This is a genomic window from Ruegeria sp. A4 (genome assembly GCF_056543025.1).
In genome coordinates this window covers 304346-329724 of record NZ_JBQGAW010000003.1, presented here as the reverse complement: position 1 = coordinate 329724, position 25379 = coordinate 304346, and the positions used below count along the sequence as shown (strand labels likewise).

Genomic DNA, 25379 nt, shown 5'->3' with positions numbered 1-25379 from the left:
CCAATGAATCCGCAAAAGCCGCCTGACCGCAGGTCAGTGCGCGACACCACCGGGGCCATGTTTCAACAGGTGCCACTGGCCGTAGCTGTCTTTCAGGTCCAGTTTGATCGCCGCATCGGCTCGGGTCGAGGCGCTGCCGATCTCGGCAATGGTGAATTCGATCCCGCCGGGAATATCGATGCGTACGCGGTGTTCGCCGCCACCATGCGGGGCCTGAATCGGGCGCCCGGTCGACTTTAGAACGTCGCCAACAGTAACACTGGCCGTTCGTCCTTCGATATCCATCTCAAGCTCGATCGGCAGGTACAGCGTGTCGTGCACCGTCTCACACATGGCCCGGAACACGTACCAATGGGTTGCCATCTCTTCGGTTTCTTCGCCGTGAAAGACTTTTTCCAGCGCATCGCGCTGCGCCGGTGAGGCCGCGGGGTCGACGATCACCTGCATTTCGCCGCCACCCTCGAATATTGGCCCGGGCCATGCATAGATCAACGCAGCCTTGGTTCCACTCAGATCCGTTTCGCCAAAATATCCGGTGGATATTTCAAGCACCTCGAAGCCGCGGCAATCGCCATGCGTCGGCAATTCCTCGAACTGGCAGGGGCAGGCATAGCCGCAGTTGCAGTTTCCGAAGCTTTCTCCCTCGACGTACCAATCTGTAAAAGCCATGGTTTTCTCCTGTTCAGGACAGTCAGAAAGCCCGACATCGTTGGTTACATGCCCGTATGTTTCCGCAAAACAAACTATCACAACTTGATTGCAATCTGAACCTGACGCGCGCAAACGGCCGCAAATGGCATAAACCTTGGTTCCATTCGCCCTGTTTCAACCAAAAACCAATCGCAGGTGTCCGCTGCCATCCCCAGTTCGACCGCATCGCCACAACGCAAAAAGGAGATGCGATATGGAAACCTTGAAACTGCTGACACTGACGGGATTGATCGCAACCGCACCGGTTCTTGCTTTGGCCAATGTCGGACTGGGCGACAAACTGGGCACAAGCGAAGCCGATATCCGCGCGGCCCTTGAAGCCCAGGGGTACCAGATCGAAGAGATCGAATTCGAAGGCGGGAAGATCGAGGTTGAACTCACCAAGGATGGCGTGGAAACTGAACTGGTTCTGTCTGACACGGACGGGGTGGTGACAGCCATCGAGCTCGAAGAGGACGACGACTGAACCTGCAACGTCCAAGGGGCCGCATGAAAGTACCTCAAACGTCTTTGCTCTGGCTCCTTCTGGTGGTGCAGGCCCTCTGCGCCGCCTTTTTCATGACGGATGCGCTGCTGGATTGGACGGGCGGCGATGGCGCAGGGTTTCGTCACCTTCATTCGTTCGAGCTGTTTCTGTCGCTGGCGCTTGTCGGCGGCCTGAGCGCCACGATCGCCCTGATCCGTTCCCAGTCCAGACGGGTGCGCGACATGCAGCGGCAACTGCAAGTGGCGCAAGGGGCCTTTGCCCAGGTCATCGAAACCCAGTTCAGCGAGTGGCAGCTCAGTGATGCTGAGCGTGACGTCGCCATGCTGACGATCAAGGGTCTTTCCATCGCGGAAATCGCCGGAATGCGACAGACGAAAGAAGGGACGATCAAGGCCCAAAGCGCTGCGGTCTATCGAAAGGCGGGCGTTTCCAGCAGGGTGCAGTTGCTCAGTTTCTTTGTCGACGAACTCCTGTCAGAACCGTTGGTCAGGGATGTGCCCTGAAACAGTGCCAGAGCCTCGTGTTTATTCACTCACACATTCCTAAAAACCTGTGAAACGAAGTGAAGGCCCGGCGCCTTTCTTTTTGGGCAAGCCTCGTCCACATCCATGGCATGCGGACTTTGGAACACTGGAGATGGTTATGTTCACGCGCCTCATTCTCGCCTCTTCGGCTCTGGCGATCAGCGCAACGGCGCTTGCCGCGCAGAGCCTGGGCGACGGCACCTATTTTCACGGCTTCATCGGCTACAGCCAGCTACAGGACAGCGATTTCACCGGGACGATCGGTGGCGCGACGCAATCGGTCGATACCGAATTCGACGCAGGTTTCGGACTGGGCCTCGCGATAGGCAAGGAAATCCCGCAATGGTCCAACGACATCATCGGAACGCGGATCGAGCTGGAACTGTCTTATCGCGACAGTGACGTGGATGGTGTGAACTTTACCGGCAATGGTCCGGGGCCCGAGGGCAATATCTCGGGCGACGTCACGCAGACCTCGTTATTTGCCAATCTGCTGTTCGATTTCAAACAGGCCGGCGCGCTGACACCGTTTGCCGGGTTTGGCGTGGGGGCCACCTATTCGGATCTGGATTTTTCTTACGGGCCGGGTGTGGCGCTGGACGGCTCCGACACCACCTTGGCCGCCCAGCTGATCGCCGGCGTGGCATATGACATCAACGCGTCGACAGCGTTCACCGTTGATGCCCGTTACGCCCGTGCCTTTGATGTTTCGTCGCAGCGCCTGGCCCCCAACGGAGCTTTGACCGGCAGCGTAGAGGACGATCTGGGTACTTTCAGCATCAATTTCGGACTTCGCCATAATTTCTGATTGCTTCGGGTGTCAGGTTTCTCTCCGGTTTCCTGCCCCTCTTTGCCCTCGCGCCTCAGGCGCGGGGGCACCCGGAAAACCCCGAAAAATGCAGTACGCGCTGGATATGCCGGTGGTTGCCCGATCTGCAACAACCGCCTGCTTCATCTGGCGAAAAAATATCCTCGGGGGGAATCGTGCCAGCGGGCACGATGGGGGGGCAGACAGCCCCCCTGACCCGGCAACCGGCTTACGACGGCGCTTTGGTCTTGCGCAGATAGGGGAAGATCGTTTCGAACTCGCCAAACTTGGCCTTGGCGTCTTCGTTCGACACGGTTGGCGGGATGATCACGTCTTCGCCCGGCACCCAGTTGGCAGGCGTCGCAACCCCCTTGGCCGACATCTGCAACCCATCAAGCGCGCGCAAGATTTCGGCAAAGTTCCGGCCCACGGTCATCGGGTACGTCATCGACAGCTTCAGCTGCTTGTCCGGGCCGATGATAAAGACCGAACGCACCGTGGCACTGTCAGCCGGTGTACGGCCATCGGGCAGATATGCTTCGGCCGGCAGCATGTCGAAAGCCTTGGACACAGCCAGACCGTCATCGGCGATGATCGGAAAGCCGGGGTTGGCCTTGCCGTATTCCTCAATGTCCTTCTTCCACTTTTTGTGGTCTTCGACGCCATCGACCGATACGCCGATCACCTTGGTGTTGCGCGCGGCCCATTCGTCATTCAACTGCGCAACGGCCGAAAACTCGGTGGTGCAAACAGGTGTGAAATCCTTTGGGTGCGAGAACAGAATGGCCCAGCTGTCGCCAATCCAGTCGTGAAACTGAATGGTGCCCTGATCCGTTTCTGCCGTGAAATTCGGAACGGTGTCGTTGATACGCAAACCCATGGGGCATCTCCTTCTCTGTGAAAAACCTGAATCGGTTGTTTGGAACCTAATCACTTTATGTGCAGGTTAAACCGCCCATCGCGCTTGGCGATACGGATTTCGTGGGCATTGCCCGAAAATAATTTGATCAAATTCACTATTGCTCAGCCTGTACATGGGTGACAGAGTGGCCCCGAACAGCCGGTTTCAGGCAGACCTTCAGGAGGGCTCAGGATGATCGAAAAGCGGGATTTCTATATTAATGGTCGGTGGGTGGCCCCATCGCAGCCCAATGACTTCGAGGTCATCAACCCGTCAACCGAAGACCCCTGCGCCGTGATCTCGCTTGGCGCCGAAGCCGACACGAATGCGGCCGTTGCCGCGGCCAAGGCCGCCCTGCCGGGCTGGATGACCACGCCAGTGGAAACCCGCATCGCGCTGGTGGAAAAACTGGTCGAACTCTATGCAGCCCGGGCAGAGGATCTGGCGCAGGCGATGTCGCTGGAAATGGGCGCCCCGATCGATCTGGCGCGTTCGGCGCAGGCGGGCGCCGGCATCTATCACCTGAAGAACTTCATCCGCGCCGCCAGGTCGTTCGAATTCGAGCGCCCGCTGGGGGATCATGCGCCGAATGATCGCATCATTTACGAGTCGGTTGGCGTTGCCGCTTTGATCACGCCGTGGAACTGGCCGATGAACCAGATCACGCTCAAGGTTGGGGCTGCTGCGATTGCGGGCTGCACGATGGTGCTGAAACCGTCGGAACAAAGCCCGCTGAACGCGATGATCTTTGCCGAGATGATGGACGAGGCAGGCTTCCCGCCCGGTGTGTTCAATCTGGTCAACGGCGACGGCGCGGGTGTTGGTTCGCAACTTTCGGGTCATCCGGATGTGGACATGGTCAGCTTCACAGGTTCGACCCGCGCAGGCACCGCGATTTCCAAAAACGCGGCTGAAACCCTCAAGAAAGTACATCTTGAGCTTGGAGGCAAAGGAGCCAACGTCATCTTTGAGGACGCGGACGAAAAAGCGGTCAAGCGTGGGGTGCTGCACATGATGCAAAACACCGGCCAAAGCTGCAACGCCCCCAGCCGGATGCTGGTTCAACGCCCGATCTATGACAAGGCTGTGGAAACCGCGGCCGAGGTCGCAAACATGGTCAAGGTTGGCCCTGCCTCAGAGGAAGGCCGCCATATCGGCCCGGTGGTGAATGAAGTTCAGTGGACCAAGATTCAGGACTTGATCCAGAAAGGCATCGATGAAGGGGCGCGGCTGGTCGCAGGCGGCACCGGACGGCCAGAGGGGCTGAACAAGGGCTACTATGTCCGCCCCACGGTCTTTGCCGATGCAAACAACCAGATGACCATCGCCCGCGAAGAAATCTTTGGCCCGGTTCTGACCATGATCCCCTTCGACACCGAAGAAGAGGCTATCGAAATCGCCAATGATACCCCCTATGGCCTGACCAACTATGTTCAGACGCAGGACGGCGCGCGTGCCAATCGCATGGCACGGGCGCTGCGGTCGGGCATGGTCGAAATGAACGGGCAATCGCGCAGCGCGGGCTCACCGTTCGGCGGCATGAAGCAATCCGGCAACGGGCGTGAAGGCGGCGTCTTTGGGCTTGAGGACTTCCTCGAGATCAAAGCTGTCGGTGGTTGGGCGGCAGAGTAACTATACCTGCAAAGCAGACAGATCGGGCGGGGCAACGCGGTTGGCCCCGCCCACAACCCCCTATAGGGGCCGCACCACAAGCTGGGGTACGCCATCGGACGTGCGGCGCCGGGATTGACCGTCCCACCCAATCTCTCCGGTGACGCGCTGTCGAAATGCAGAAAAGCTGTCAAAGCGCACCACATCTACCGGCGCATCGAAATGCAGGGTCACTCGGCGACGCGCGCCATCGCCAAGAATGGTCATACCGCGAATTTCGGCCGTGAACGCCTGACCCAGATAGCGCCCTTCGACCCGATCACCCACGCGCAGATGCATCCGGTTTCCGGCAATTGCGTGCAAGGTGTTCCAGTCTCGAACGCCATGCTGATGGGCCAGCAGTTCCAATGCCGCACTGTGCGACAGCGAAACGCCCTTCGTTTTCAAGTCTTCCCGCAGGCGTCTCGCCTGCGCTTTCAGCTCTTCAACCGGAGCAACGGTTTGGGATCGTGTCATCATGTGCCTCGTTTCCTTGAACGGGCGCGAAGTCAGGACGGGGCTCGCATTTCCATCCGCGCGCCGGGAAAGGGCAACAGATGCTTTTCAAACCGGGTTTCACCAAAGCCAATGGCCGCGAACGGCAGGGGACCCGAACCTGAGGTGCCTTTTGGCAGCGGGCGGGCCGTCTGTCAATCAGGCATCTGCCTGCGCCGCCTCATAGGCCAGCATGGCACGCTTGACAGGCAAGCCCCAGTGATAGCCCCCCAGACCACCTGATTTGCGCAATGCCCGATGGCAGGGGATCAACCAACTGACCGGGTTGCGACCAACTGCCGTTCCAACGGCGCGAACGGCTTGCGGCGAACCGATTCGTTGGGCGATCTCGGAATAGGTCGTGACCTGCCCGGACGGGATATGCATCAGCGCTTCCCACACCTTGATTTGCAAAGGTGACCCGATCAGGAAAACCGGTGTCGGCTCCAACCGGTCGCTGGCAGCGCCAAAAGCACTCAGCGCCCAAGGACGCAGGCGCATCGGATCTTCGACAAACGTCGCCTTGGGCCAGCGCGAGATCATGTCTTCCATCGCGGCCTCTTCGCCGGTCTCGGCACCGAAGGCGATGCCGCAGATGCCCTTGTCGGTCCCCATGACCAGCGCAGGGCCAAAGGGGCATTCGAACCACCCCCAATAGATCGTCAGACCTTCGCCTTTTCGGGCATATTCGCCAGGGCTCATGGATTCCCACTTCAGGAACAGATCATGCAGACGCCCGCTGCCGGACAGGCCCACATTGTGGGCCGTTTCCAATGTCGTGAACCGTTCACGCAACAATGCTTTCGCATGGCCCAGCGTCAGGTATTGTTGGTACCGTTTCGGTGACACTCCGGTCCAACGCGAAAACAAACGCTGGAAATGGGCCGGGCTCATATCCATCTGGCGCGCCAGTTCATCAAGGCTCAGGCCTTCACCGCCCTGATCGATCAACTCGATTGCCCGGCGCATGACGTTGTAATGATAACCGCTTTCTGGGGTCTGGACGTTCATGGTTCCACCTCATCATCTGACAAAACCATAGCGCGCCGGCCACGCTGTCGCGACCCGGAACTTGCGCATTGGCTTTGTGCTTGTGTCAGGGCGCGGTGGACGGCATTAAGGCCCGGATGGCAAAGCAACTCGACTATCATACGATCCGCGAGATTTTCACGCGCTTTCAAGAGGCCGACCCGGAACCCAAGGGCGAGCTGGAGCATGTGAACGTCTATACTCTGGTCGTCGCCGTGGCCCTTTCGGCGCAGGCCACGGATGCGGGTGTCAACAAAGCGACGCGCGACCTGTTCAAGATCGCCGACACGCCGCAAAAGATGCTGGATCTGGGCGAGGACGGCCTGATCGAGCACATCAAGACCATTGGCTTGTTCCGCCAGAAGGCCAAGAACGTCATCAAGCTCAGCCGTATCCTGGTTGACGAATATGGTGGCGAGGTTCCCAATTCCCGGGCTGCCCTGCAATCCCTTCCGGGTGTGGGCCGCAAGACGGCCAACGTGGTTCTGAACATGTGGTGGCGGCAACCGGCGCAGGCGGTGGACACCCATATCTTTCGCGTCGGCAACCGCACCGGTATTTGCCCCGGCAAGGATGTGGACACGGTCGAACGCGCCATCGAAGACAATATTCCCACTGACTTTCAACTTCATGCGCATCACTGGTTGATCCTGCATGGCCGGTACCACTGCAAGGCGCGCAAGCCGCAATGCCCGACCTGCATCATCCGTGATCTCTGCCAATTCGAGGACAAAACCCTATGAAGACTTATCAACTGACCGGCATCGGAAATGCCGTTGTGGACGTGATTTCCCAGGCCGATGACAGCTTTCTGGAGCTGATGGGCATCGAAAAAGGCATCATGCAGTTGATCGAACAGGAACGCGGCGAGGTGCTGTACGCCTCGATGGAAAGCCGAGTTCAAACGCCGGGCGGCTCGGTGGCCAATACCATTGCGGGCGCAGGCGCGCTTGGTCTGGATGCAGCGTTTATCGGCCGGGTACACGATGACGCTCTGGGCCGGTTCTATGCAGATGCGATGAACGAAGATGGCGTCGACTTCGTGAACCCGCCTGTTCCGGGTGGCGAATTGCCGACGTCACGCTCGATGATCTTTGTCTCGCCTGATGGCGAGCGGTCGATGAACACCTATCTGGGCATTTCCTCGGAACTGTCGTCTCAGGACGTTCCGGATGAGGTCGCTGGAAACAGCCAGATCATGTTCCTCGAGGGGTATCTGTTCGACAAGGAAAAAGGCAAGGCGGCATTCCTTGAGGCCGCACGCGCCTGTCACAAGGGTGGCGGCAAAGCCGGGATCGCCATTTCCGACCCATTCTGCGTGGAACGGCATCGGGTGGATTTCCTGCTGCTGATTGAAAACGAGCTGGATTTCGTGATCGGCAACGAGGCCGAGATCAAATCCCTGTTCGAGACCGACGACCTGGAAGAGGCGCTGCGGCGCACGTCGGCGATCTGCCCGCTGGTGGTCTGCACCCGCTCGGGTGACGGGGTGACGGTTATGAACGGTGATGCTCGCATTGACGTACCGGTCGAGAAGGTCGTCCCGGTTGACGCAACGGGTGCCGGCGACCAGTTTGCCGCCGGGTTCCTGTTCGGCATGGCAACGGGCCGCGATTATGAAACCTGCGCCCGCATCGGCAATGTCTGCGCCCGCGAGGTGATCAGCCATATCGGCCCCCGCCCCGAGGCGAACATGCTGGAGCTGCTGAGGGAAGAAGGGTTGGTTTGAGGACGCGGGTTTCCCGCGCCTTTTTTCGGGAAAAAATGCGGCTCGACCCTGCGAGCGCGGCCTGAACACCGGGCCGCGACGCCCCTTTTTTTGCTGGCAGGGCCGGCTCTGACAGCGTTATGCTTTTCGCATCAAAAAGGGGGGCTGTCATGAGAGCACTGCTGTTCACGACCGGGTCGCCATTTGCAAGGGCGGTCAGGATCGTTCTGGACGAACTTTCGCTGGATTACGAAAGACGAGAGGAAATAACCACGCCCAGCGCCGAGCAACGCGCGCAGGCTACTCCGACATTGCAGGTGCCGACATTCTGGGACGGCGATCTTGTGCTGTGGGAAAGCGGCACCGTCGTCGAATACCTGCTGTCGACCTATCCGGACAGGCCGCAGGCCGCGCCGAAACTGGCACCCTTTGCCTTTCGGCCCGGGGACGCGCAGTGGCAGGATAAGCTTGTATTCTCGACCATCCAGACCTTCGGAAACGCGGCCACGACCATCTCGCAAATGAAGTGGTCCGGCGTGAGCGTGGGCCAGAACACGCATCTTCAGCGGTCAGCCGAGAAGCTGGCCCATATCCTGGACTGGCTGGAGAACCGGCTGACCGGCGAGGACGGTTTCGTGCCGGGCTACCTGTCGATGCAGGATATCTTTCTGGCCGCCCATGTGCGTTTCGTGCAGGCAAGGCCGCTTGGGGTAGATCTGAAGCTGGACCGGTACCACAAGGTTTCGGCGCTGCTCGACCGGCTGGACGCGCGCAACAGTTTCAAGGCAAACCCGATTTGGTGGTGGGAACCGGGGGTCATCGGCTATGAGGCCGACGGCACGCCGGTTACTCACCGGTCGGGCGGGGTCCAGTCCGTCTGAACCGACTCACGTCGGCTGAGCCGCAAGGCCAGGCCGATGGCGACACCCACACCAATGGCAACGGTCAGGTCGATGAAAACGGTCAGCAGCATGGTCAGCAACAGCAGCGCCCGATCGCTGGGGCGCGCGCGGGCGTATTCGCCCCATTTGTGCGGCTCGCTCATGTTCCAGGCGGTGATCATCAGCAGTGCGGCCAATGCCGGCATGGCCAGATAGCCCGCCGCCGGGGCCGCGACCAGCATGATCAGCAGGATGGCCAGCGCGTGGATGATGCCGGCCACCGGCGTCTTGCCGCCAGCCTTGATGTTCGTCGCCGTGCGCGCGATGGCGCCGGTGGCCGGCAGCCCTCCGAACAGGGCCGAGGCGATGTTGGCCGCGCCCTGCGCCGTCAGTTCTGCGTTGGGCCGGTGCTGTCCGCCGATCATGCGATCAGCAACCATGGCCGACAGCAGCGATTCAACCCCCGCCAGAAAGGCGATGGTGACGGCCGAGGGGAACAGCTCGACAAAGCGCGACAGCGACAGATCGGGCAGCTGCGGCGCCGGCAGGGTCGAAGGCAGATCGCCGAACCGCGAATGGATCGTGTCGACCCCCAGCCCCATCAGCGCGACCAGCGCCGAGGCAACGCCGACCGCGATGATGAGCCCCGGAAAACGTGGCGCGATCTGGCGCAGGGCCACGATCAACACCGCCGCCAGCAGGGCGATTCCCGTGTCCGGCAGGTTCAGCGTGTCGCGCGCAGCCCACAGCGCGGGCACTTTTTCAAGGAATTCGGCGGGAAGATTCTGAATCGACAGGCCAAAGAAATCCTTGATCTGACTGGCGGCGATGATGACGGCGATGCCGATGGTAAAGCCGTTGACGACCGCTTCGGGCACGAACGAGATCAACCGCCCGGCCCGGAAATAACCCGCGATCAGCAGGATGAAGCCCGCCATGAAGGTGGCCATGACCAACCCGTCATAGCCGTGTTCGGCAATCACGCCGAACACCACCACGATGAAGGCGCCGGTCGGGCCTCCGATCTGGACCCGGCTGCCCCCCAGCGCCGAAATGACGAACCCGGCGACGATGGCCGTGACCAACCCTTGCGCCGGGTCGGCACCCGAGGCGATGGCAATCGCCAGACTCAGCGGCAGGGCCACCATGGTAACCGAGATCCCGGCGATCAGATCCGCCGTGAACTGGGTCATGTCATAGGTTTTGAGCGTCGTCAGGATCTTTGGCTGGCGCATGAAATCCACCACTCCATTTGGCCGCACACTGTCGGGCGGCCATAAAAGCGCATCAGACTTGTACCTAATTCAATACCACGTCAAGTGCGACGAATATGCGCGCCGAACGCCTTCAACACCTGCTCGTAAACCTCGCGCTTGAAGGGCACAATCTCGGCGATCAGGCGCTCGGGGTCCTGCCATTTCCAGCGGGTGAACTCGGGGTGGTCGGTTTCGATGTCGATCTGGTCGTCGGTTCCCAGAAACCGCATCAGGAACCATTTCTGCTCCTGCCCACGATATCGGCCCTTCCAGATCTTGGGCACGATATCATGCGGCAGGTCATAGGGCAGCCAGCCTTCGGTCTCGGCCACGATTTCCACAAGATCGCCGGTTACACCGGTTTCTTCCCACAGCTCTCGCAAGGCCGCATCACGAGGGTCTTCGCCCTTGTCCACGCCGCCTTGTGGCATCTGCCACGCGTCCTCGAACCGGTCGTTGCGCTGACCGACGAAGATCTGGCCCTGATCGTTCATCAGCATCAGCCCGACGCAGGGGCGATAGGGCAGTTTGGCAATTTCTTCGGGGGTCACGCGCGGCCTCATCGTGTTGTTTCACCCACCTCTAGCAATCACCGGCGCAACAGCAAAGAGGGTGACGTGGGGTTTCGCGTGACAAAGTTTACGCGAACGTCAATCTATCACGCAAATTCAGGAGGGAGAGTTTTGCCATGACTGTGTACCCAAACATGCTGGCACCACTGGATCTGGGCTTTACCACGTTGAAGAACCGGGTCCTGATGGGCTCGATGCATACCGGGCTGGAGGAAACCGGCGACTGGAACCGGGTGGCCGAGTTCTATGCCGCCCGCGCGCGCGGTGGCGTGGCGCTGATGGTCACGGGCGGCATCGGGCCGAACCTCGAAGGCTCGGTCCTGCCGGGGGCTGCAATGATGACCAGCGACAAGGACGTGGCCAATCATTCCGTCGTCACCGACCGGGTGCATCAGGCGGGCGGCAAGATCGCGATGCAGATCCTCCATGCGGGTCGCTATGCCTATGGGCCGAAATGCGTGGCGCCCAGCCCGGTGAAGTCGCCGATCTCGCCTTTCCCGCCGACCGACCTGGACGAGGACGGCATCGAAAAGCAGATCAGTGACATCGTGAACGCCGCCGTGCTGGCCCAGAAGGCGGGCTATGACGGGGTCGAGATCATGGGGTCCGAGGGGTATTTCATCAACCAGTTTCTGGTGACCCATACCAACAAGCGCACCGACCGCTGGGGCGGGTCCTATGAGAACCGGATGCGCCTACCGCTGGAAATCGTGCGCCGCACCCGCGAAGCGGTGGGCACCGATTTCATCATCATCTACCGCCTGTCGATGATCGACCTTGTGCCCAATGGCTCGACTTTCGAGGAGGTGGTGGAACTGGCGCAGCGGATCGAAGAAGCGGGGGCCACGATCATCAACACCGGCATCGGCTGGCACGAGGCGCGGATCCCGACCATCGCCACATCGGTGCCGCGCCGGGCCTTTGCCTGGGTGACGAAAAAACTGATGGGCAGGGTGGGGATTCCGGTCATCACCTCGAACCGGATCAACACGCCCGAAGTGGCCGAGCAGGTGCTGACCGAGGGCTGTGCCGACATGGTCTCTCTGGCGCGGCCGATGCTGGCGGATGCGGATTTCGTGGCCAAGGCGATGGCCGGCGAATCGGCCAGGATCGCGCCCTGCATCGCCTGCAACCAGGCCTGTCTGGATCACACCTTCAGCGGCAAACTGACCTCCTGCCTGGTGAACCCGCGCGCCTGCCACGAGACCGAGCTGGTGATCGAAAAGGCCGCCATGCCCAAGCGCGTGGCCATCGTGGGCGCGGGTCCGGCGGGCCTGTCCACGGCGATGACGGCGGCGGAGCGCGGCCATGACGTGACCGTGTTCGACAAGGCCGACGAGATCGGCGGCCAGCTGAACATGGCCAAGCAGGTGCCGGGCAAGGAAGAGTTCTGGGGCTTGGTGGACTGGTACCGCACCATGCTGAACGATCTGGGCGTCAAGGTCGAACTGGGCCGCAAAGTCGGCGCCGACGATCTGATCGGGTTCGACGAGGTGGTGATCGCCACCGGCGTCAACCCGCGCGACCCGCAGATCCCGGGCGAGGACCGCGACAATGTCGTGAACTATATCGACGTGCTGCGCGACAAGGCCCCGGTGGGAAAATCGGTGGCCGTGATCGGCGCCGGCGGCATCGGCTTCGACGTGTCGGAATACCTGTTGGAGGAAGGCCATTCGCCCACCACCGACCTGCCCTTGTGGATGAAGGAATGGGGCGTCGCCGACCCCGAGCAGCACCGCGCAGGCCTGGCGCCCGAAGGCCCGCAGCCCGAGGCGCCCAAGCGGCAGGTCACGCTGTTGCAACGCAAGAAGCAGGCGCATGGCAAGGGGCTGGGCAAGACCACCGGCTGGATCCACCGCGCCACGCTGAAGATGAAGGATGTCAACTTCGTGGGCGGCGTGAACTATGAACGCATAGACGACGAGGGGCTGCATGTCTCGTTCGGAGAAGAGCGCGCCGATCCGACCGTCATCAAGGCGGATACGATCGTTCTGTGTGCAGGACAGGTGCCCGAGCGGTCGCTGGCCGATGCGCTGATCGAACGCGGGATCACCCCGCATGTGATCGGTGGGGCGGATGTGGCGGCCGAACTGGACGCCAAACGCGCAATCAATCAGGGCACACGCCTTGCCGCAGAGTTCTGAAGCCACTCGTTCAGAGTGTCTTCAGTCCGACAGCGCGAGCTTTGCACCCAAGGCACCAAAAGCGGTTGCGAAACACCGCTTTATCCACGCCATCACAGCAGGGCGTCGGATCACATAGTCCCGCGCCAGTGCGGCGCATGCGCCATACCCGACAAAAACAACAAATGTCATGGCCATGAAGGCCAGCGCCAGTTTGGCCAGTTCCATTCCTGCATTTGCTGCATTCGCCGGCAGGAATTGAGGCAGAAAGGCCAGGAAGAATAGCGACAACTTTGGGTTCAAAACGTTGATCAGCGTTCCTGTCACGGCAATTCCAAAGTCGCTTTTTGCGGATTTCTCCGCCGCGACATCCATGGCACCGCCGTCCTTCAGGATACCCCATGCCATGTAGAACAAGTACAAGACGCCAAGATATTTGATGAGTTGAAACGCGACGGCACTGGTGTGCAGCAAGGCTGCAAGTCCGATGATGCTGGCCAAGGCCGCCGGAACGATCCCAAGTGTGCATCCGAAGGCTGCGGCAAGGCTTGCGCGAAACCCGCGCCCAAGACCGACAGCCAAAGTATAGATGACGCCGGTACCCGGCAGCAAAACAACAATCAATGATGTGACGAAGAATTCCAGCGACATTATTATCCCCCTGCAAATGCAGGCAGATTCACTAAGTGCGCCGAAAATGTAAATGCCTTTCCATCACATGAACCGAACGGACGGTTTCAACGACCTGCGGCTATTCCACGGTGATCGTGATCACCTCGGATACAATCGGCGGGGAATGCGGCACATGCCCGGCGTCGCCCAGAACCAATTGCAGGGTGTGTTGGCCCGGCGCCAGATCCAGCGTTACTTCGGTCTGACCGCCTCCGAAGTGCATGTGATTATCGTCGGCGGGCAAACCATTTGCCAACTCATCCGCGCCATCCTCGCCTTCACCCAGCGGGGGACGGTCAAGCAACAGGTGGTGGTGCCCGGTGTTTTCTTTCTCGGTTCCGGCGGGTGCGACGCCCATGCCGCTTAGGCCAAAGACAACCGTGACCGGTGATTGCACGGTATCGCCATCCGACAGGTTGACGAAATAGACCTTTGCATCAGGATTCGATGGGGTCTCTCCTCCGGCATGCGCAAAGCCCACCGAAAGGCAAAGCGCAGCAATGGCGAAAAAGGTTCTCATGATCTCCTCCCTGGTCACAAAAATGCCATTCTCAATGTGAGATCTTAGCGCGATTGTCTGAAAAACACAGCATCACAATGCCTGAGGCGCGTTTGGAAACCACTGTTTCTACGTTTCCCATACGCAAACGATCCGATTCAAATCCCTGATATTATCCCATGTCTGCCCCGTTTCCGCCCAGATTCAGCGCCATAGTCAGGACGGAAATCAAGATCTGGGGAACGAGTATGGACCGACTGACCGAAATGGAAGCCTTCGCCAATGTGGTGGACCAGGGTGGCTTCACCGATGCGGCCAAAAAGATGGGCATCTCCAAATCAGCTGTGTCCAAACACGTATCAAGCCTTGAGGCGCGCCTGGGAGCACGGCTGTTGAACCGAACCACGCGCCGGGTTTCACCAACGGAAATCGGGCTGGCCTATTATGACCGCGCGCGGCGCGTGTTGAATGATGCCGGAGAAGCGGATTCACTGGTCACGTCAATGCAATCGGCCCCGTCTGGTCTTTTGCGCATCAGCGTTGCCACGGATTTCGGCGTCAATCACCTGTCACCTGTTCTGTCCGAGTTCCTTGCAGCCTACCCCGACATCACTGTGAACATGGTTTTGAACAACCGCTATGTCGAGCTGATTTCCGAAGGATTTGACGTGGCCGTGCGTATTGGTGAGCTGGAAGACAGTACACTGCGCGCCCGCAAACTGACCGAGACGGTCAAACGCATGGTCGCCGCGCCCAGTTATGTCGAAAGGTTCGGCCGGCCGCAGAAGATCGATGATCTGAACGAACACAAGCTGCTGCATTATTCCAGCCAATCCTCGGGCAATGTCTGGAAACTGACCGCGCCATCCGGCGAAAAACGTCAGGTTCGTACCGCCGGGTGGTTGAGTGTCAATGATGGCCAATCCCTGTTGAACGCAGCGGTTTCCGGCCTGGGTATCGCCTATCTGCCCAGCTATCTTTACGCTGAAGCCCTGAAGGCCGGGCTGGTTGTCGATGCAATGCCGTCCCTGCCTGACGAAGTTCAAGGCGTTTACGCCGTCTACCCGCCGGGCCGCTTTACGCAACCCAAAGTGCGGGCCTTCATCGATTTCCTCGTCGATTCCTTCCACGGGAAGGGTCCGATGGAATGGTAATTTCTCCCTGAAGACCAACCTTTGGCCCGCATGTGAAAGTGCGGGCCTTTTTTTACGGGTCGATCACTGACAGTCCCATGGACCGGGCGGAAGTGCGCAAGCTGTCCGTCAGCACATTCTGACCCGGCGGTGGGGTCTCGGAACTGCGTGCCAAAAGAGCGATATCGCGATTTGCATTGGCGATGGACAGCGGTCGCAATCGCACCTCGTCGCGGTAGATCCCCTGTCTGCGAGCATAAAGATCAGGCAGTACCGCAACACCAACACCCGAAGCCGCCATCAGAACAATGGAATCAAGCGTCGTGCCTTCATACTCATCCGAAACAACCCCACCGCATTCCGCCGCCAATGCATAGACGATGCGCGACAGGCGGTGGCTTTGATCCAGGGTGAGGAAGATCCGGTTCTGAAGATCGGTGGCGCTGACACCCTGCAAATCCCGCGCCAGAACGTCATCAACGGCAACCGCGACCCAAAGAGGTTCGTTGAACAACCGGTGTTGCACGGTATTCGGATGGTCTTCGGGCGTGGACAATATCAGATCAAAGCGACCGGATTTCAGACCCTGTTCCAGATCCAGTGTGTTTTCCTCGCGCACCGCAATGCGCAATCCGGGGCGAATCCGGTGCACCTGTTTGATGGCTTGCGGCAACAGATAAGGCCCGATCGAAGGCAAAACCCCCAGTCGCAATCGTCCTCCGACGGGCATATCGTTCGACATGGCGTGGCGCAGGTCCTTGACCTCTGCCAGGATCTTCTGTGCGCGCAAGATGAACTCTTCTCCCTTCGCCGTCACCTGGATACCACCACGGTTACGCTCAAAGATCCGAACGCCAAGCTCTTGTTCTACAGTCGCAATTTGCGTCGACAGGCTGGGCTGGCTGACATTCAGCACCTCGGCTGCCAAACTGAATCGCCCAAGGCGACTGACCGTAACGATGTATTCCAACTGTCGCAATGTCGGGCGCATTTCATAGCCTGAAACTATTTATAACTTAGAAAGATAGTATTTGGCGAAATCAGTTTTGCAAGGCACCTAACCCGAAAAACGAGGGATCAGGAGTCAATTATGCCCGGAGTGATCGAGACACTTTCCAGCAACCTGCTGGTGCCGACCATACTGTTTTTTGCCCTTGGGCTTCTGGCCGCCTTTGTACGCAGTGACCTGTCCATTCCTGCGGGCGCGGCCAAGTTCATGTCGCTTTACCTGCTGCTGGCCATCGGGTTCAAAGGCGGTGCCAGTCTGGCCGCGCATGGCATTCACCTGCAACTGTTCCTGACGCTGTTGGGCGGTGTCGCCTTGTCCTTTGCCATCCCCTTCGTGGCCTTTGGCCTGCTCAGGGTGATGACACGGCTGGATGCGCTGAACGCGGCGGCGGTGGCAGGGCACTATGGCTCGATCTCGATCGTCACCTTTGTCACCGCCACCAGCCTGCTGGATCTGGTGGGGCTGACCCATGACGGTTTCATGGTGGCCGTTGCGGCTGCGATGGAGGTGCCAGCAATCCTGTCGGCGCTTTGGTTGGCGCACAAGACCGGAAGCAATGGCGTCAAGGATGACAAGCTGTGGCGCGATCTGCTGGCCAACGGCTCGATCGTTCTGCTTACCGGTGCCTTCCTGATCGGAGCCATCACCGGCGGTGAAGGCATGCAGATGATCGCGCCCTTCATCGTGACGCCTTTCACCGGAATTCTGTGCCTGTTTCTGCTGGATATGGGCCTGTCGGCAGGGCGCAGCCTGATCAGCAACCGAGACAAGCTGTCGGTTGGCCTGTTCGCCTTTGGTGTCTTGATGCCCCTGATCGGCGCATTTATGGCCTGGGCGGTAGGTGCCTTGATCGGCTTGCCACAGGGCAGCTTGTTCCTGTTCATGGTGCTGTCCGCCTCGGCTTCGTATATCGCGGTTCCCGCCGCGATGAAGATCGCCCTTCCAAAGGCCGAGGCCGGGATCTATCTGACCTTGTCGCTGGGGGTGTCGTTTCCGTTCAACATCACCGTCGGATTGCCGCTGTACCTGTGGTGGGTCAGTTGACCAGCAATACAGCTTCGACCCGACGGTTGAGATCGCGCCCTTCCGGGGTTGCATTCGATGTGAGCGGAGACAGATAGCCAACACCCTGCGCTTCGATCCGTTCGGGTGCCACGCCATGCGCATCGATCAAGCGGGTTCGCACCGCCTCGGCCCGGCTTTTGCTGACCGCAATATTTGCCTGTAACGCACCGGTATCGTCAGTGTGCCCCACCAACGCCAGGCGTGTGTTCGGGTTGTCGGTCAAGTATCCGGCCAGCAAGGTCAGCGAGTCAAACGGCCCTTCGCCCAGGGCAACCTCGCCCGTCGGAAAATGCAGATCATCCAGGATCACGTGGCCCGTTGTCGCCAAGGCCTCCAACACCCCGACCGAGCCTTCCACAGCTTGCTCGACCACCACAGGGTCCGGGTCCGGCGCGTCCTGGGGTGTGACCCGGATCATCTGAACATAGCCATCCGGGGGATTGCGGCTGACCAGCAGGCTAAGGGCAACCGGCCCCTTGGTGGCCGACAAAAAACGGTAATCCTGAATGGCGACATACATGTCCGGGGTTGGCACGACCTCGGTGCCAAAGCGAAAGTCGAAACCACCGCAAACCCGCGCGTCGCATTCGAACAGGATCTTGTAGCCCTGCGCCTCGATCTGATCCCGCAACGGTGCCAGCAGCTGCAATGTCGTGCTCGACCCCGCCTGAAGCCGCCACGTATAGCGTTCCACGCGCCCTTCGAGTGTTTCTGCGGGAACCGAGCCATTTGCATAAGGCCCCGTCGGCAGATCATAGCTGTCCAGTGGCGATGTTCGGTCGCTGATCTGTCGGGCACTGGCCGGCAGGGTCAGGTCCTGCGCGGCAACAGGTCCTGTCATCAGCAGGGCAACAAGGGCGGCGGCGCGGATCATCGAAACTGTGCGTGATATTCTTCGTTGGGCACCATCGCCGTCGCGCTGGCGACCCGGTTTGACATGTTGAAAAACCCGGCGACATTGGCGATGTCCCAGATGTCGCGGTCGGAAAAGCCTGCATCGCGCAGGCGCTGGCGGTCGGGCTCTTCGATCTCGGCGCTGGCGGTAGTCATCTTTGCGGCAAAGTCCAGCATCGCCCGTTGACGCGGCTCCAGCGGGGCGACGCGATAGTTCATCACCAGCATTTCGCCCAGTTGCGGATTGCCCGAAAGCTGACGCACCGCCGCCCCATGGGCGACCAGACAGTAGAAGCATTTGTTGATCGACGATACGACGACCGCGATCATCTCGCGTTCCAGTTTGGTCAGCCCGCTGTCAGCCAGCATCAGATCGTTATACATCGCGGTGAAGGCGTTCAGCTTGTCGATATCGAATGCGTTGGCTTTCAGCACATTCGGCACCATGCCCAGTTTTTCGACACAGATATCAAAGTATTTCTGCGTTTCCGGCGGCAGCGGATCGACCATGGGCAGGTTCAGCGCGGTAGGCATGTCTTTTTGTATCACGGCGGCCTCTTCGGTTCAGACAAGATGACGGTAATGGTATTCGCGCGCGATCTCCATCCCGAGGGCACGATAAAGACCGTTGGCGCCCTCATTGGCCTTGGTGCAGATCACGCTGAGGTTCTGTGCACCGTGATCACGCGCCCAGAATGCCGCCGCGCGCATGGTCCAGTGGCCCAGCCCCTGACGACGGTGTTCGGGCAACACTTCCAGCGCGTGGACCATCGCAGTGTCTGAATGCATCGCCACAAAAGCCACGCCGCTGGGTTTGTCGTTGTGACGCAGCAAAAATCCTGTCTTGGGGCCCTTGGCACGTTCCATAACCGCGATCCGCTCAGGTCCGATCCCGCCCGAGGCCCAGATTTCGCGCATGATCTCAAGCGGTTCCCAGATCGAAAACACCATGACTGGTGGGATCGGTTGATCGATCAGCCGAGAGACGGGGCAGACATAGATGTTGACCGGGTCAAGAATGTCATATCCCCGCTGGGCCAGCATTGCATCCAGGGCTTCATCCCCGGGCCGCAGGCAGAAGATGCGTTTTTGCCCCATGGACAGCATCGCGGCCTCGGCGGCGTCGATATCGTCTTCATCGGCCGGGCCCAATGCACTGGCCGCAGACACGCGCGACCCTCCGCCCTGCCCCTCACGCAGCAGAAACGGGCCAAGCCGCTGATAGCGTGCGGCGGGCCAGGTTCCGTCGACTATTTCCGCCCAGTTATTGCTCAAAGCTCTAGCTCTTTCGCCAGGCGGGTGGTGGCTGCGTCGATCCGGCCCCCGTCGGTGCCGCGCACGACCACATTGGCCCCGAAGGCACCGTTGATCTGAAACGGGTAGCACCCGATGGACAGGTCGCTGAAATCTTCGGCCAAGGCTGCCAAGGTTGCGGCGATATCACCTTCTCCGCGGTCCACACGCAGAGTTTGCGACAGCAAAGGGCGGCCTCCGGTCAATGTTGGCAAAACGCTCGCCACCATCGCTTGGAAAACCGACGGCACACCTGCCATGACATGCACATTCGCAAGCGTGAACCCGGGCGCCGTCGAAACCGGATTTTCGATCAGCGTCGCACCGTCCGGAATACGCGCCATGCGCAGGCGGGCGGCATTCAGTTCCAGCCCGGATTTGTCGTAATGGGCCTGCAAAAGCGCGCGCGCGTCATCGCGCACATCAATGGGTGTGTCGAAAGCGCGGGCAATGCAATCGGCCGTGATATCGTCATGGGTCGGGCCGATGCCGCCGCTGGTGAAGACGTTGTCATAAGCGTCGGACAGCGCTTTGACGGCCGCTTCGATGGCAGGGGCGTCATCGCTGACAATGCGGACCTCTTTCAGGTCGATGCCGTGTTTGGTCAGTTCCTGCGCCAGAAAATGCATATTCGCGTCGCGGGTGCGACCCGACAGGATTTCATCCCCGATCACCAGCATCGCTGCGGTTGGATTGGCCATGGCGCTGTCCCCTCTTGATCGTTCTCAGGGGCAGGTATAGGCCCTGAACCATGCGATTTGAAACCCCTCTTGTCCCCGCCCGGCTGATCCGCCGTTATAAACGCTTTCTGGCTGATTGCAGGCTTGAGGATGGAAGTGAGGTAACGGCCCATTGCGCCAATCCGGGGTCGATGATGGGGCTGGCCGAGCCCGGCGAAAAGATTTGGCTGGAGCCAAACGACGATCCGAAGAAAAAGCTGAAATTCGGATGGCGGCTGGTGGATCATGAAAACGGGCATTTTACCGGGGTCGATACCTCGGTTCCGAACCGGGCGCTGCGGGCCGCTTTGGAAGCCGGTGATATCCCCGAACTGGCCGCCTATGGCACCGTCCGGCCCGAGGTGAAATACGGCGACAACAGCCGCATTGATTTCCTGCTGACGGGGCCGGGCCTGCCGGATGCCTATGTCGAGGTGAAAAGCGTGACACTGTCACGCCAGCCCGGACTGGCCGAGTTTCCCGACAGCGTCACAGCCCGTGGCACCAAGCATCTGGCCGAGTTGGCCGCAATGGCGTCACAAGGGCACCGGGCGATCATGCTGTATTTGGTTCAGCGAACCGATTGCGACCGGTTTGCTTTGGCGGCCGATATTGATCCAGCCTACGCGGCGGCATTTGAGGCGGCGCAGGCGCAAGGGGTGGAACGGATCGTTTACGGGACGCGGATAACGCCGTCGGGGGTTTGGGTGCAGACTGAAATGAGGATTTTGGCCGGCTGAGTCAGTCCGAAACGACAGCATCAACCTCGATCTCGACCAGCCACTCGGGATTCACAAATCGTTCGATGGCCATGATAGTATCTACAGGGCGAGCATCCAGACAATACAGCTTTCGGGCTTCGATCGCCTGTTTCCAGTTTTCGATTTCGGTCAGGATGACACGCGTTCTGACAATATCATGCAGCCCTGACCCGGCACGCTCAAGCGCATCTTTGATGATTTCGAAACATTGTCTGGTTTGCAGATAGACATCGCCGACACCCACAGTGTTGCCCTCAGCATCGACTGGTGCGGTTCCCCCGACCGCGATGAAGTTCCCGACCCGAACCGCTCGGCTGAACCCAACGATGCTTTCCATGGGGTTTCCGTTAGAGATCAATTCTCGTTTCTGTGACATACGTCCGGCTCCCTGATTTTCTCAAGAAAAAGTGCAATCATTAGATACTGATCCACCTGCCGTGAAAAGTGTCCAAGCCAGTAGCCGTACGGATTGCGGTCGAGGCGGTGGGGTCCGAGATGCTGCAATGCAGCCCCTACTCTTGAATCCTGAGCCAACGGAACCAAGTTTCTCGCATGGTTTACGCAGTCTGAACGCGCGCCCTCTGGTACTTTCTGCACAAGCAGCGTAAAAGGAATGCTGCGCGCAACATTTGGAGCTTAGCGTCGATGAAAGAGCATCGTGGCCGCCTGACCAAGGACGGCATTCGCATCTATGAACAAGGTGACTTTGCCGGGATGCACGCGGCAGGGGCGCTGGCTGCGCGGATTCTGGATGATATTGCAGAACATGTGTTTCCCGGCCAAACCACCGGCGCACTTGACGGGCTGATCACGCAGATGGTCGAAGACGCCGGTGCGACCTCGGCCACCATCGGTTATAAAGGCTATCAGCACGCCAGCTGCATAAGCGTGAACCACGTGGTCTGCCACGGTATTCCCGGTGAGAAAAAGCTGAAGGACGGCGATATCCTGAATATCGACGTCACCGTCATCGTCGATGGCTGGTTTGGCGACACCTCACGCATGTATGTGGCGGGCAAGCTGCCGCGCAAGGCGGAACGGCTGATCCAGGTGACCCATGACGCGCTGTTCAAGGGCATCGAGATGGTCAAGCCGGGCAATACCTTTGGTGACATCGGCCATGCCATCCAGTCCTATGTCGAAGCACACCGGATGAGCGTCGTGCGTGATTTCTGCGGTCATGGTCTGGGTCGTGTGTTTCACGCGCCACCGAACGTGCTGCACTATGGCCGCCCGGGCACCGGTGCCGTTCTGGAAGAGGGTATGTTCTTTACCATCGAACCCATGGTCAATCTGGGTCGTCCCGAAACCAAGACCCTGGCCGATGACTGGACAGCCGTAACCCGCGACAAATCGCTGTCGGCACAGTTCGAACATTCGGTGGGCGTCACCTCGGATGGGGTCGATATCTTTACCCTGTCACCCGCTGGCAAGTTTCACCCGACCTATTCCTCCTGATCCGCGGCCTGTTCGCGGAGGAGTTTCAGCAGCATCGTTTCGTCCGCCCACGGCGTGACCGCGTCGTGGATGAAGACCGGCGCGCGCATGGGTTTGCGCTCGGGGCCGGCAGCGGCTTCGCTGTCGCTAGAAAAGGTCCAGGCAAAAGGTGTCAGAGTGCGGTCCATGCGTGCACATTAGCACGACCGCGGGTCAAAGTCCCAACAACCCATGCGCCTGTGACATGTCCGTGATCACTTCGGCCCCCAGATCCGCCAGCTTTTCACCGCCTCCCTGAGGCGCATAAGCAAGGCAACGCATGCCGGCGCGGATTGCCGCCGTGACACCGCTATGACTGTCTTCGATCACCACCGGAGCCGTCGCGCCAAAGTGCTCGGCGGCCAGTTGGAACATCTTTGGGTCCGGCTTTCCGGTGCCCAGCACATGGGCCGAGAACATCACGTCTTTGAACCGGTCCCAAAGCCCGTTCTGACCCAGAGTGATCTTCATCTTGTCCGGGCTGCCATTCGACGCAACGCAACAGGGGATACCTTTTTGATCCAGCCCCTCAAGCAGGTCTGCGATACCGGGCACCAATGGCACACCTACACGCAGGCGGTCGTAGGTTTCGGCATAGACCTGATCTATCCAGTCTTCGGGCAGAACGGCACCCATCGCGCGGGCCTTGTCCCGCACACCCACCATGGTTCCGCCCACAAACAGGGACATACATTCATGCAGCGCCAGATGCAGGCCATGTTGCGCCAGATTGTCCACCAGCACCTGGTTCGAGACCACCTCGCTGTCCACCAGAACGCCGTCGCAATCGAAAATGACAAGATCGTGCATATGGAATCCCTGATTTGCCTCGCACTCGGCCTATCAAGGCTTTCCCGTCATCGTCCACCCATGTTCCGCACCAAACCGCGCAGCGCGTTTCAATCTGGAACGCCTTTCCACATCAAGGAAATATGCGTGTCGCCATATTTGCGGCTGTTATGCAATTTAAATCCGGCCGGCGCCTGCATCGGGGCGTTTTCTTCCCAAACCAACAAGGCATCATCCGCGATCCAGCCATTGGCCAAGGCGGCGACGGCCTTCTGCCCCATGGATTTCCCGTAAGGCGGGTCCAGAAAAACCAGATCATAAGGCGCGCCGGGATTGTCGCCCAACCGGGTCGCGTCGCGGCGGATCAAATCCGTACGGTCGGCGCTGCGGGTCAGGTCGATGTTCTTGCGTATCAACCCCTGGGCCACTCGCCCGTCATCGACGAAGGTGACATGCGACGCCCCCCGCGACAGCGCCTCGAGCCCCAGCGCCCCGGTTCCCGCGAACAGATCCAGCACCCGCAAACCGTCAAATTCGATCTGGTGGCTGAGCACATTGAACAGGCTTTCACGCACACGGTCGGTGGTGGGGCGCAGATGCGCGCCCGCATCACCCTTGCCGACCGAGGCCAGCGCCCGGCCCCGGAATTCTCCGGCAATGATCCTCACGCCTTGAGCAGCGGTTTCAGGTCCGCGTTCGGGTCTGCCACGACTTCGGGGTCAGCGGTCTTGCCCATTTCGATCAGTCTTTTGCCGACCATGTATGCCCGCGGATCATTCATCGCATCCACAGCAATCAGCCTGTCGCCCTTGTAATACCAGAAGGACACGGTCTGACCCTCGCCCTTGCGGGTCACCACGCGGTCATATCCGGTGTTCAGGCCCGCGATCTGAAGCTTGACGTCGTACTGGTCCGACCAGAACCATGGGGTTGCCACATAATCCTTGGCCGCGCCCAGCATGTTCTGCGCCACGATTTCGGCCTGGTCGATCGCGTTGGGGACGCTTTCCAGACGGATACGCCCTTCGCCATGGGGGAAAGAGGCGCAATCGCCCGCCGCCCAGATCGACGGATCAGACGTGCGACCATGGGCATCGGTTTTGATGCCGTTATCCAGTTCGAGCCCTGCCATCTCGGCCAGTTGGGTAGAGGGGGTGATGCCCACACCGACCACCACGAAATCAACGTCCAGCGTCGTGCCGTCCGTCAACACGGCCCCCACAACCCAGCCATTTTCGCCGATCAGACGATCCAGCCCGACACCTTCGCGGATGTCGGCACCGTATTCGCTGTGCAACGCGCGGAAATACGCGCTGGTTTCTGGCGCAGCGACCCGTTGCAGGATGCGGTCGGCCATCTCGACCAAGGTGACCTTGACGCCGCGTTTCGCGCAGACGGCGGCGGCCTCGAGCCCGATGTAACCGCCGCCCACAATCAACGCGCGGGCGCCTTCGGTCACTTTGGGTTCCATCTCATCAATATGGGCCAGGTCGCGCACCACGTGCACGCCGTCCAGATCGCCTCCGATGGCGGCAGGCAGGCGGCGCGGATCTGACCCGGTAGTCAGCGCAAGTTCGTCATACGGGATGACTTCATCCCCAACAGTGACCGTTTTGGCCTTGGGGTCGATGCCGGTCACGCGCTGGCCAAGCCGCAGAGTGATGTTGTTTTCGGCATAGAAGCTTTCGGGTCGCAGGAACAGGCGCTCCAGCTCCATCTCTCCAAGAAGATAAGCCTTGGACAAAGGCGGGCGCTGATACGGCAGATGCGGCTCGGCCCCGATCAGAGTAATCTCTCCGTCGAACCCGTCCTTGCGCAGCCGCGCCACCAAGGACGCTCCTGCCTGACCCGCGCCAATCACGACAATATGGCTCATGCTTTGCCCACCCTGCAGTTTTCCCGTGGTCTCTCTGATTTGACCACC

The 25379-nt window shown here is 59.9% G+C and carries 30 protein-coding genes; 12 read left to right on the top strand and 18 right to left on the bottom strand.

Translation table 11 applies throughout. The annotated features are described in order from the left end of the window. Positions 1–33: 33 nt before the first annotated feature. The gene (locus ACR0E2_RS12995; protein ID WP_480446684.1) at positions 34–669 is read right to left on the bottom strand and encodes a DUF1326 domain-containing protein; all 636 of its coding nucleotides are present in this window, start codon (positions 667–669) and stop codon (positions 34–36) included. A 235-nt stretch (positions 670–904) separates the two neighbouring features. On the opposite strand from ACR0E2_RS12995, the gene ACR0E2_RS12990 reads away from it, so the two are divergent. From ACR0E2_RS12990 to ACR0E2_RS12980, 3 genes are all read left to right on the top strand, one after another. Then, a complete protein-coding gene (locus ACR0E2_RS12990) occupies positions 905–1177 on the top strand; it encodes a PepSY domain-containing protein (RefSeq protein WP_171233448.1) in 273 nt (90 codons plus the stop codon). Positions 1178–1200: 23 nt separating this feature from the next. Continuing rightward, a complete protein-coding gene (locus tag ACR0E2_RS12985) occupies positions 1201–1701 on the top strand; it encodes a helix-turn-helix transcriptional regulator (protein WP_224858283.1) in 501 nt (166 codons plus the stop codon). A 139-nt stretch (positions 1702–1840) separates the two neighbouring features. Then, on the top strand, positions 1841–2530 hold the full coding sequence (locus tag ACR0E2_RS12980) for an outer membrane protein (protein ID WP_480446683.1): 690 nt from the start codon (positions 1841–1843) through the stop codon (positions 2528–2530). Positions 2531–2759: 229 nt separating this feature from the next. On the opposite strand, the gene ACR0E2_RS12975 is transcribed toward ACR0E2_RS12980, so the two are convergent. Then, complete coding sequence (locus tag ACR0E2_RS12975; RefSeq protein WP_152459391.1) at positions 2760–3410, bottom strand: peroxiredoxin; 651 nt, start codon at positions 3408–3410, stop codon at positions 2760–2762. A 213-nt stretch (positions 3411–3623) separates the two neighbouring features. Between ACR0E2_RS12975 and ACR0E2_RS12970 the strand changes: the two genes are divergently transcribed. Continuing rightward, positions 3624–5063, top strand: coding sequence for an aldehyde dehydrogenase family protein (locus tag ACR0E2_RS12970; protein WP_480446682.1), 1440 nt, complete (start codon positions 3624–3626; stop codon positions 5061–5063). 60 nt (positions 5064–5123) lie between these two features. Here ACR0E2_RS12970 and ACR0E2_RS12965 read toward each other — a convergent pair whose 3' ends face one another. Then, complete coding sequence (locus ACR0E2_RS12965; RefSeq protein WP_480446681.1) at positions 5124–5558, bottom strand: glyoxalase superfamily protein; 435 nt, start codon at positions 5556–5558, stop codon at positions 5124–5126. Between the two features lie 177 nt (positions 5559–5735). Then, a complete protein-coding gene (locus ACR0E2_RS12960) occupies positions 5736–6587 on the bottom strand; it encodes a methylated-DNA--[protein]-cysteine S-methyltransferase (protein ID WP_152459393.1) in 852 nt (283 codons plus the stop codon). 116 nt (positions 6588–6703) lie between these two features. On the opposite strand from ACR0E2_RS12960, the gene nth reads away from it, so the two are divergent. The 3 genes from nth to ACR0E2_RS12945 all read left to right on the top strand — a co-directional run bounded on the left by nth (position 6704) and on the right by ACR0E2_RS12945 (position 9194). Continuing rightward, a complete protein-coding gene (gene nth / locus ACR0E2_RS12955) occupies positions 6704–7348 on the top strand; it encodes an endonuclease III (RefSeq protein WP_480446680.1) in 645 nt (214 codons plus the stop codon). Beyond that, on the top strand, positions 7345–8334 hold the full coding sequence (locus ACR0E2_RS12950; protein ID WP_152459395.1) for an adenosine kinase: 990 nt from the start codon (positions 7345–7347) through the stop codon (positions 8332–8334). The genes nth and ACR0E2_RS12950 overlap by 4 nt, the downstream gene beginning before the upstream one ends. A 149-nt stretch (positions 8335–8483) precedes the next feature. Next, entirely contained in the window at positions 8484–9194 is a 711-nt protein-coding gene (locus ACR0E2_RS12945) for a glutathione S-transferase family protein (RefSeq protein WP_480446679.1), read from the top strand. On the opposite strand, the gene ACR0E2_RS12940 is transcribed toward ACR0E2_RS12945, so the two are convergent. Both ACR0E2_RS12940 and ACR0E2_RS12935 read right to left on the bottom strand, forming a co-directional pair. Continuing rightward, the gene (locus ACR0E2_RS12940; RefSeq protein ID WP_480446678.1) at positions 9164–10429 is read right to left on the bottom strand and encodes a SulP family inorganic anion transporter; all 1266 of its coding nucleotides are present in this window, start codon (positions 10427–10429) and stop codon (positions 9164–9166) included. The two genes, ACR0E2_RS12945 and ACR0E2_RS12940, sit on opposite strands and share 31 nt — an antisense overlap. A gap of 80 nt (positions 10430–10509) precedes the next feature. Further along, on the bottom strand, positions 10510–11001 hold the full coding sequence (locus ACR0E2_RS12935) for an RNA pyrophosphohydrolase (RefSeq protein ID WP_480446677.1): 492 nt from the start codon (positions 10999–11001) through the stop codon (positions 10510–10512). Between the two features lie 137 nt (positions 11002–11138). Between ACR0E2_RS12935 and ACR0E2_RS12930 the strand changes: the two genes are divergently transcribed. Beyond that, positions 11139–13166, top strand: a complete 2028-nt coding sequence (locus tag ACR0E2_RS12930; RefSeq protein WP_480446676.1) for an FAD-dependent oxidoreductase — start codon at positions 11139–11141, stop codon at positions 13164–13166. 21 nt (positions 13167–13187) lie between these two features. On the opposite strand, the gene ACR0E2_RS12925 is transcribed toward ACR0E2_RS12930, so the two are convergent. Together ACR0E2_RS12925 and ACR0E2_RS12920 are read right to left on the bottom strand one after the other, a co-directional pair. Beyond that, entirely contained in the window at positions 13188–13796 is a 609-nt protein-coding gene (locus tag ACR0E2_RS12925) for a LysE family translocator (protein WP_480446675.1), read from the bottom strand. A gap of 100 nt (positions 13797–13896) precedes the next feature. Continuing rightward, positions 13897–14337 carry a DUF4399 domain-containing protein gene (locus tag ACR0E2_RS12920; RefSeq protein ID WP_152459400.1) on the bottom strand — a complete coding sequence of 147 codons (441 nt, stop codon included), beginning with the start codon at positions 14335–14337 and terminating at the stop codon, positions 13897–13899. Positions 14338–14564: 227 nt separating this feature from the next. Between ACR0E2_RS12920 and ACR0E2_RS12915 the strand changes: the two genes are divergently transcribed. Next, positions 14565–15470 (top strand): LysR family transcriptional regulator, encoded by a 906-nt coding sequence (locus tag ACR0E2_RS12915; RefSeq protein ID WP_480446674.1) that lies wholly within the window; start codon positions 14565–14567, stop codon positions 15468–15470. A gap of 52 nt (positions 15471–15522) precedes the next feature. Here ACR0E2_RS12915 and ACR0E2_RS12910 read toward each other — a convergent pair whose 3' ends face one another. Then, a complete protein-coding gene (locus ACR0E2_RS12910) occupies positions 15523–16440 on the bottom strand; it encodes a hydrogen peroxide-inducible genes activator (RefSeq protein ID WP_171172024.1) in 918 nt (305 codons plus the stop codon). Between the two features lie 99 nt (positions 16441–16539). Here ACR0E2_RS12910 and ACR0E2_RS12905 point away from each other — a divergent pair, with 99 nt between their 5' ends. Then, a complete protein-coding gene (locus ACR0E2_RS12905) occupies positions 16540–17502 on the top strand; it encodes a sodium-dependent bicarbonate transport family permease (protein ID WP_171117141.1) in 963 nt (320 codons plus the stop codon). Here ACR0E2_RS12905 and ACR0E2_RS12900 read toward each other — a convergent pair. From ACR0E2_RS12900 to ACR0E2_RS12885, 4 genes are read right to left on the bottom strand one after another with little or no spacing between them, the layout of a single operon-like run. Beyond that, on the bottom strand, positions 17495–18364 hold the full coding sequence (locus ACR0E2_RS12900) for an OmpA family protein (protein WP_480446673.1): 870 nt from the start codon (positions 18362–18364) through the stop codon (positions 17495–17497). The two genes, ACR0E2_RS12905 and ACR0E2_RS12900, sit on opposite strands and share 8 nt — an antisense overlap. A 29-nt stretch (positions 18365–18393) precedes the next feature. Further along, on the bottom strand, positions 18394–18951 hold the full coding sequence (locus ACR0E2_RS12895; protein WP_152459932.1) for a peroxidase-related enzyme: 558 nt from the start codon (positions 18949–18951) through the stop codon (positions 18394–18396). Positions 18952–18981: 30 nt separating this feature from the next. Then, positions 18982–19692 (bottom strand): GNAT family N-acetyltransferase, encoded by a 711-nt coding sequence (locus ACR0E2_RS12890; protein WP_480446672.1) that lies wholly within the window; start codon positions 19690–19692, stop codon positions 18982–18984. Next, positions 19689–20411 carry a competence/damage-inducible protein A gene (locus ACR0E2_RS12885; protein ID WP_171117137.1) on the bottom strand — a complete coding sequence of 241 codons (723 nt, stop codon included), beginning with the start codon at positions 20409–20411 and terminating at the stop codon, positions 19689–19691. Before ACR0E2_RS12885 ends, ACR0E2_RS12890 begins: the two co-directional genes overlap by 4 nt. A gap of 50 nt (positions 20412–20461) precedes the next feature. Here ACR0E2_RS12885 and sfsA point away from each other — a divergent pair, with 50 nt between their 5' ends. After that, complete coding sequence (sfsA, locus tag ACR0E2_RS12880) at positions 20462–21169, top strand: DNA/RNA nuclease SfsA (RefSeq protein WP_171229938.1); 708 nt, start codon at positions 20462–20464, stop codon at positions 21167–21169. Position 21170: 1 nt separating this feature from the next. Here sfsA and ACR0E2_RS12875 read toward each other — a convergent pair whose 3' ends face one another. Continuing rightward, complete coding sequence (locus ACR0E2_RS12875) at positions 21171–21566, bottom strand: RidA family protein (protein WP_254443983.1); 396 nt, start codon at positions 21564–21566, stop codon at positions 21171–21173. Positions 21567–21835: 269 nt separating this feature from the next. Between ACR0E2_RS12875 and map the strand changes: the two genes are divergently transcribed. Beyond that, a complete protein-coding gene (gene map / locus ACR0E2_RS12870) occupies positions 21836–22648 on the top strand; it encodes a type I methionyl aminopeptidase (RefSeq protein WP_152459408.1) in 813 nt (270 codons plus the stop codon). Here the strand turns inward: map and ACR0E2_RS12865 are convergent. The 4 genes from ACR0E2_RS12865 to ACR0E2_RS12850 all read right to left on the bottom strand — a co-directional run bounded on the left by ACR0E2_RS12865 (position 22636) and on the right by ACR0E2_RS12850 (position 25331). Further along, positions 22636–22815: a hypothetical protein gene (locus tag ACR0E2_RS12865; protein ID WP_171637339.1), complete on the bottom strand. Its 180-nt coding sequence runs from the start codon at positions 22813–22815 to the stop codon at positions 22636–22638. The two genes, map and ACR0E2_RS12865, sit on opposite strands and share 13 nt — an antisense overlap. 25 nt (positions 22816–22840) lie before the next feature. Further along, entirely contained in the window at positions 22841–23476 is a 636-nt protein-coding gene (locus ACR0E2_RS12860) for an HAD family hydrolase (protein ID WP_171637341.1), read from the bottom strand. A gap of 89 nt (positions 23477–23565) precedes the next feature. Further along, the gene (rsmD, locus tag ACR0E2_RS12855) at positions 23566–24123 is read right to left on the bottom strand and encodes a 16S rRNA (guanine(966)-N(2))-methyltransferase RsmD (RefSeq protein WP_171637343.1); all 558 of its coding nucleotides are present in this window, start codon (positions 24121–24123) and stop codon (positions 23566–23568) included. Further along, on the bottom strand, positions 24120–25331 hold the full coding sequence (locus ACR0E2_RS12850; RefSeq protein ID WP_480446670.1) for an NAD(P)/FAD-dependent oxidoreductase: 1212 nt from the start codon (positions 25329–25331) through the stop codon (positions 24120–24122). The genes rsmD and ACR0E2_RS12850 overlap by 4 nt, the downstream gene beginning before the upstream one ends. Positions 25332–25379 lie beyond the last annotated feature (48 nt).

Coding starts and splice junctions, on each gene's coding strand:
- map (WP_152459408.1), top strand. CDS start 21,836: ATGAAAGAGCATCGTGGCCGCCTGACCAAGGACGGCATTCGCATCTAT.
- ACR0E2_RS12925 (WP_480446675.1), bottom strand. CDS start 13,796: ATGTCGCTGGAATTCTTCGTCACATCATTGATTGTTGTTTTGCTGCCG.
- ACR0E2_RS12960 (WP_152459393.1), bottom strand. CDS start 6,587: ATGAACGTCCAGACCCCAGAAAGCGGTTATCATTACAACGTCATGCGC.
- ACR0E2_RS12950 (WP_152459395.1), top strand. CDS start 7,345: ATGAAGACTTATCAACTGACCGGCATCGGAAATGCCGTTGTGGACGTG.
- ACR0E2_RS12985 (WP_224858283.1), top strand. CDS start 1,201: ATGAAAGTACCTCAAACGTCTTTGCTCTGGCTCCTTCTGGTGGTGCAG.
- ACR0E2_RS12900 (WP_480446673.1), bottom strand. CDS start 18,364: ATGACAGGACCTGTTGCCGCGCAGGACCTGACCCTGCCGGCCAGTGCC.
- ACR0E2_RS12930 (WP_480446676.1), top strand. CDS start 11,139: ATGACTGTGTACCCAAACATGCTGGCACCACTGGATCTGGGCTTTACC.
- ACR0E2_RS12910 (WP_171172024.1), bottom strand. CDS start 16,440: ATGCGCCCGACATTGCGACAGTTGGAATACATCGTTACGGTCAGTCGC.
- ACR0E2_RS12920 (WP_152459400.1), bottom strand. CDS start 14,337: ATGAGAACCTTTTTCGCCATTGCTGCGCTTTGCCTTTCGGTGGGCTTT.
- ACR0E2_RS12970 (WP_480446682.1), top strand. CDS start 3,624: ATGATCGAAAAGCGGGATTTCTATATTAATGGTCGGTGGGTGGCCCCA.
- nth (WP_480446680.1), top strand. CDS start 6,704: ATGGCAAAGCAACTCGACTATCATACGATCCGCGAGATTTTCACGCGC.
- ACR0E2_RS12980 (WP_480446683.1), top strand. CDS start 1,841: ATGTTCACGCGCCTCATTCTCGCCTCTTCGGCTCTGGCGATCAGCGCA.
- ACR0E2_RS12945 (WP_480446679.1), top strand. CDS start 8,484: ATGAGAGCACTGCTGTTCACGACCGGGTCGCCATTTGCAAGGGCGGTC.
- ACR0E2_RS12990 (WP_171233448.1), top strand. CDS start 905: ATGGAAACCTTGAAACTGCTGACACTGACGGGATTGATCGCAACCGCA.
- ACR0E2_RS12850 (WP_480446670.1), bottom strand. CDS start 25,331: ATGAGCCATATTGTCGTGATTGGCGCGGGTCAGGCAGGAGCGTCCTTG.
- ACR0E2_RS12915 (WP_480446674.1), top strand. CDS start 14,565: ATGGACCGACTGACCGAAATGGAAGCCTTCGCCAATGTGGTGGACCAG.
- ACR0E2_RS12905 (WP_171117141.1), top strand. CDS start 16,540: ATGCCCGGAGTGATCGAGACACTTTCCAGCAACCTGCTGGTGCCGACC.
- ACR0E2_RS12865 (WP_171637339.1), bottom strand. CDS start 22,815: ATGGACCGCACTCTGACACCTTTTGCCTGGACCTTTTCTAGCGACAGC.
- ACR0E2_RS12940 (WP_480446678.1), bottom strand. CDS start 10,429: ATGCGCCAGCCAAAGATCCTGACGACGCTCAAAACCTATGACATGACC.
- ACR0E2_RS12995 (WP_480446684.1), bottom strand. CDS start 669: ATGGCTTTTACAGATTGGTACGTCGAGGGAGAAAGCTTCGGAAACTGC.
- ACR0E2_RS12860 (WP_171637341.1), bottom strand. CDS start 23,476: ATGCACGATCTTGTCATTTTCGATTGCGACGGCGTTCTGGTGGACAGC.
- ACR0E2_RS12965 (WP_480446681.1), bottom strand. CDS start 5,558: ATGACACGATCCCAAACCGTTGCTCCGGTTGAAGAGCTGAAAGCGCAG.
- ACR0E2_RS12875 (WP_254443983.1), bottom strand. CDS start 21,566: ATGTCACAGAAACGAGAATTGATCTCTAACGGAAACCCCATGGAAAGC.
- sfsA (WP_171229938.1), top strand. CDS start 20,462: ATGCGATTTGAAACCCCTCTTGTCCCCGCCCGGCTGATCCGCCGTTAT.
- ACR0E2_RS12885 (WP_171117137.1), bottom strand. CDS start 20,411: ATGGCCAATCCAACCGCAGCGATGCTGGTGATCGGGGATGAAATCCTG.
- ACR0E2_RS12895 (WP_152459932.1), bottom strand. CDS start 18,951: ATGCCTACCGCGCTGAACCTGCCCATGGTCGATCCGCTGCCGCCGGAA.
- ACR0E2_RS12975 (WP_152459391.1), bottom strand. CDS start 3,410: ATGGGTTTGCGTATCAACGACACCGTTCCGAATTTCACGGCAGAAACG.